This is a genomic window from Nonomuraea insulae (assembly GCF_042656245.1).
Map to the genome: position 1 here is coordinate 1 of NZ_JBHSPA010000140.1, position 3238 is coordinate 3238.

The following is a 3238-nucleotide window of genomic DNA, read 5'->3' on the forward strand; positions in this document are numbered from 1 at the left end:
GGGATGCCGCCGCCCGCGGCTCGGCATAGTCACAGGCTTTCGAGGAACGCGAGGACCTGGTCGGTGGGGTGGTAGCGGCCTGGAGGAGCTTGCTGGGGTGTGGTGAGGGCGAGGGCCTTTTCCTTGATGCTCATGTCGGCGTGGAGGTAGGCGTCGGTGGAGCGGGTGCCGGCGTGGCCGAGCCAGAGGGCGATCACGGAGGTGTCGACGCCGGCCTGGAGCAGGGACATGGCGCAGGTATGGCGCAGGACATGTGGGTGCAGCCGCTTGCCCTGCAGCGACGGGCAGCACGACGCAGCGGTTGCGGCGTGGGTGTTGATGCGCAGCGCGATGGCGTCTCGGCTGAGTCGTCGTCCCGTGCGGGTGGGGAAGAGCGGATCACCGGGGCGTCCGTTTTGTTCGGTGAGCCAGACCCGGAGCAGGTCCCGGACGGGCCCGGTGAGTGGGACGGCGCGGTGTTTGCGCCCCTTGCCTTCGCAGCGGACGTTTGCGCCGACGCCGAGAGTGACGTCGCCGAAGTTGAGGCCGGTGAGTTCGGACACGCGCAGGCCGGTCTGGATGGCCAGGAGCATCAGGACGCGGTCACGTCGGCCTTCCCAGCGAGAGGAGTCCGGCGACGCCAGCAGCGCGTCGACCTCCAGTGCGGTCAGGAACGTCACGAGCCGCTTGGCGAATCGTTTGGGTGGGATGGCCAGGACGCGCTGGATGAGCAGGGCATGCTCGGGGTGGTGCAGGGCTGCGAAGGAGAACAACGAGCGGATCGCGGTCAGCCGAACATTCCGGGTTCGGACGCTGTTGTTCCGCTCGGCTTCGAGGTGGTTCAGGAACGCGGAGATCATGCTGGCGTCCAGGTCGTCCCAATCAAGCTGCGAGGGCGTCTTGCCGGTCTGCTGCTGGGCGAAGACCATGAGCAGGCGCAGGGCGTCGCGGTAGGCGGCGACGGTGCGGGGGCTGGCCTGACGCTGTTTGGCGAGCCGGTCGGTGAAGAAGGCTTGCAGGGTTGCGGCGATCAACGTCATGGGCGAGCCTCCCGATGAGCTGTTTCCTGACGAGCGGCCGCGAGGGCGAGCAGTTCGGGGGCGGCCGACAGATACCAGTAGGTCGAGGCCGGTTCGCGGTGTCCCAGATAGGTTGACAGCGCCGGGATCTTGGCCTGGACATTCTCGCCTGTGCGATACCAGCCGAGCAGGGCGCGGACCGCGAAAGTGTGTCTCAGGTCGTGCAGCCGCGGCGGCCAGGGAGCGTCGGCGCCGATCCCGGCCTCGGCGATGAGGCGGCGGAAGGTCTCGGAGACGACGGGATAGATCAAGCGCTTGCGGGTGCCGGAGACGAAGAAGCTCGGATCGTTGGGCCGGGGCTGGGAGTCGTCGCGTACCTGCGTGTAACGGTTGAGGGCCTGCATGGTGCTGGGGTGCAGGGGAACCAGGCGGGACTTGCCGAACTTGGACTCGCGGATCAGCAAGATGCCCTCCGCCCAGTCGATGTCATCGCGGTCGAGCTTGATGGCCTCGCCGATCCGCAGACCGCTGGCGGCCAGCAACCCGATCAAGGTCGTGTAGGTCGCCGCCCGCAGCGTCGGCCGCAGAGAGTCGCGGGCATGGCTCACCACTTTCTCGACGTCGCAGGGCGAGTAGATGAACGGGGGCCGCCAGCGCTGGCGGCGTGGCATCAGGCCCAGAGGTGGCACCTCCGTGGTGGGGTCGGTGCCGGCCAGGTAACGGGCAAAGCCCCGGGCGGCGGTCATCCGTCGCGATCCGATGGTGGTCATCCGGCCGTCATCGTCGGCCTGCTGCGCCCAGGCCAGCGCCGCCCGGATGGTGATGGTCTGCGCGTTCTGGCTGTCGAGATAGGCGACGAACCCGGGCAGGAAGTAGGCCGCCTCCGCCATCTCGTGCCCGAGCGAACGACGTAGTCGCAGGTAGTCGGCGAGGGACTGCTGCAGCGCGCTCATCGCATTCCTCCAGGCCATGGCAGGGCGACCTGGCGCAGCGAGGCGAGGTCGACCTTGGCATAGAGGGCGGTGGTGGCCAGGTCCTGATGGCGCAGAACCTGGCTGATCGCGACCAGCCCGGCTCCGCGGCGCAGCAGTTCACCGGCCAAGGCGTGCCGAAGCCGGTGCGGTCCCACTGTCGGCAGACCGACCCTGTGACAGGCCCGCTCCACCACATCCCCCACCAGATCCGCGCGGATCGCCCGGCGGGGAGCACGGCAGGTCAGGAACAGCCGGCGGGTGCCCTCGGAGGTGCGTCCGGCCGACAGGTAGGCGACCAGCGCCTCACCAACCTCCGCAGGTAACGGGAGCCGATCCTGGCGCCCCGCCTTGCCGCGGATGATGAGTTCCCCGGCGCGCCAGTCCACATCATGCAACTCCAGACGGGCCACCTCGATAGAGCGCAAGCCCAGGCGGGCGATCAGGAGCATGATCGCGTAGTCGCGGACGCCGACCGGGGTGCTCCTGTCGCAGCCGTTCAGCATGATCTGGATGTCGGCGGCCGTTATGGTGGGCGGCACGCCGGCCAAGCGCCACCCGCCGACTGGGGGCACCGCCGTGCCCAGCGGCGAGGAGATGATGCCCTGCAGATAGAGGAAGCGCAGCAGGGACCGCAGTTCTGCCACGCGCCCCTTGGCCGACCCGGCCGAGATGCGATCGCACTCGCGTAGCAGGAAGGCGTTGATGTCGGCTCCCGTCAGGGCCTCGGGCGCGAAGGCATTCTTGGTCATCGCCTGTTCCCGCAGGAAGCGGCGGGCGGTCTTCTCGTAGCGCAGCACAGTAGCCACCGCCAACCCCCGCTCCCGCACCATCCAGGAGCGATACTGCACGAGCAGTATCTCCAGCGGCGTGGCCGAAGGCTGCTCCACCACGATGGCCCCGGCCTCGCGCAGGTAGGTCAGCAGCGGCACCATCGCCCGCGGTCCCGGGATCCATCGCTGCCCGGCCTGACGCCGAGCGGCCAGGAACGCCGTCATGCGCTCTTCGTCGAGTTGGTCGACCTGTAGCTGCGTATCCTCTAGCCAGCGCCCGACCCGGCCCAGGTCAGTGAGCATGTTCCGAACCGTGCCCGACGTGTAGCCGCGCCGTACCAGCCATGCTCGGTAGCCCTCGACCTGCGGCCCCAGCAGGCCAGGCTTCCTCCTCGTACCCGCCATCGCACTCGCCTCCTTCGTGGAAGCACTCCTGCTCCCACGAACGAGACTCCGCTCATTCTGCGACTATGCCGAGCCGCGGGCGGCGGCATCC

The 3238-nt window shown here is 68.8% G+C and carries 3 protein-coding genes; all 3 read right to left on the reverse strand.

All coding sequences use genetic code 11. The features are described 5' to 3' along the window. Positions 1–29: 29 nt before the first annotated feature. Genes ACFPZ3_RS70075 through ACFPZ3_RS70085 form a run of 3 tightly spaced genes read right to left on the reverse strand, consistent with a single transcriptional unit; the run spans position 30 to position 3147 of the window. Positions 30–1019, reverse strand: a complete 990-nt coding sequence (locus tag ACFPZ3_RS70075) for a tyrosine-type recombinase/integrase (RefSeq protein ID WP_379525355.1) — start codon at positions 1017–1019, stop codon at positions 30–32. Beyond that, a complete protein-coding gene (locus ACFPZ3_RS70080; protein WP_379525356.1) occupies positions 1016–1951 on the reverse strand; it encodes a tyrosine-type recombinase/integrase in 936 nt (311 codons plus the stop codon). The genes ACFPZ3_RS70075 and ACFPZ3_RS70080 overlap by 4 nt, the downstream gene beginning before the upstream one ends. Beyond that, a complete protein-coding gene (locus ACFPZ3_RS70085) occupies positions 1948–3147 on the reverse strand; it encodes a tyrosine-type recombinase/integrase (protein WP_379525357.1) in 1200 nt (399 codons plus the stop codon). Before ACFPZ3_RS70085 ends, ACFPZ3_RS70080 begins: the two co-directional genes overlap by 4 nt. Positions 3148–3238 lie beyond the last annotated feature (91 nt).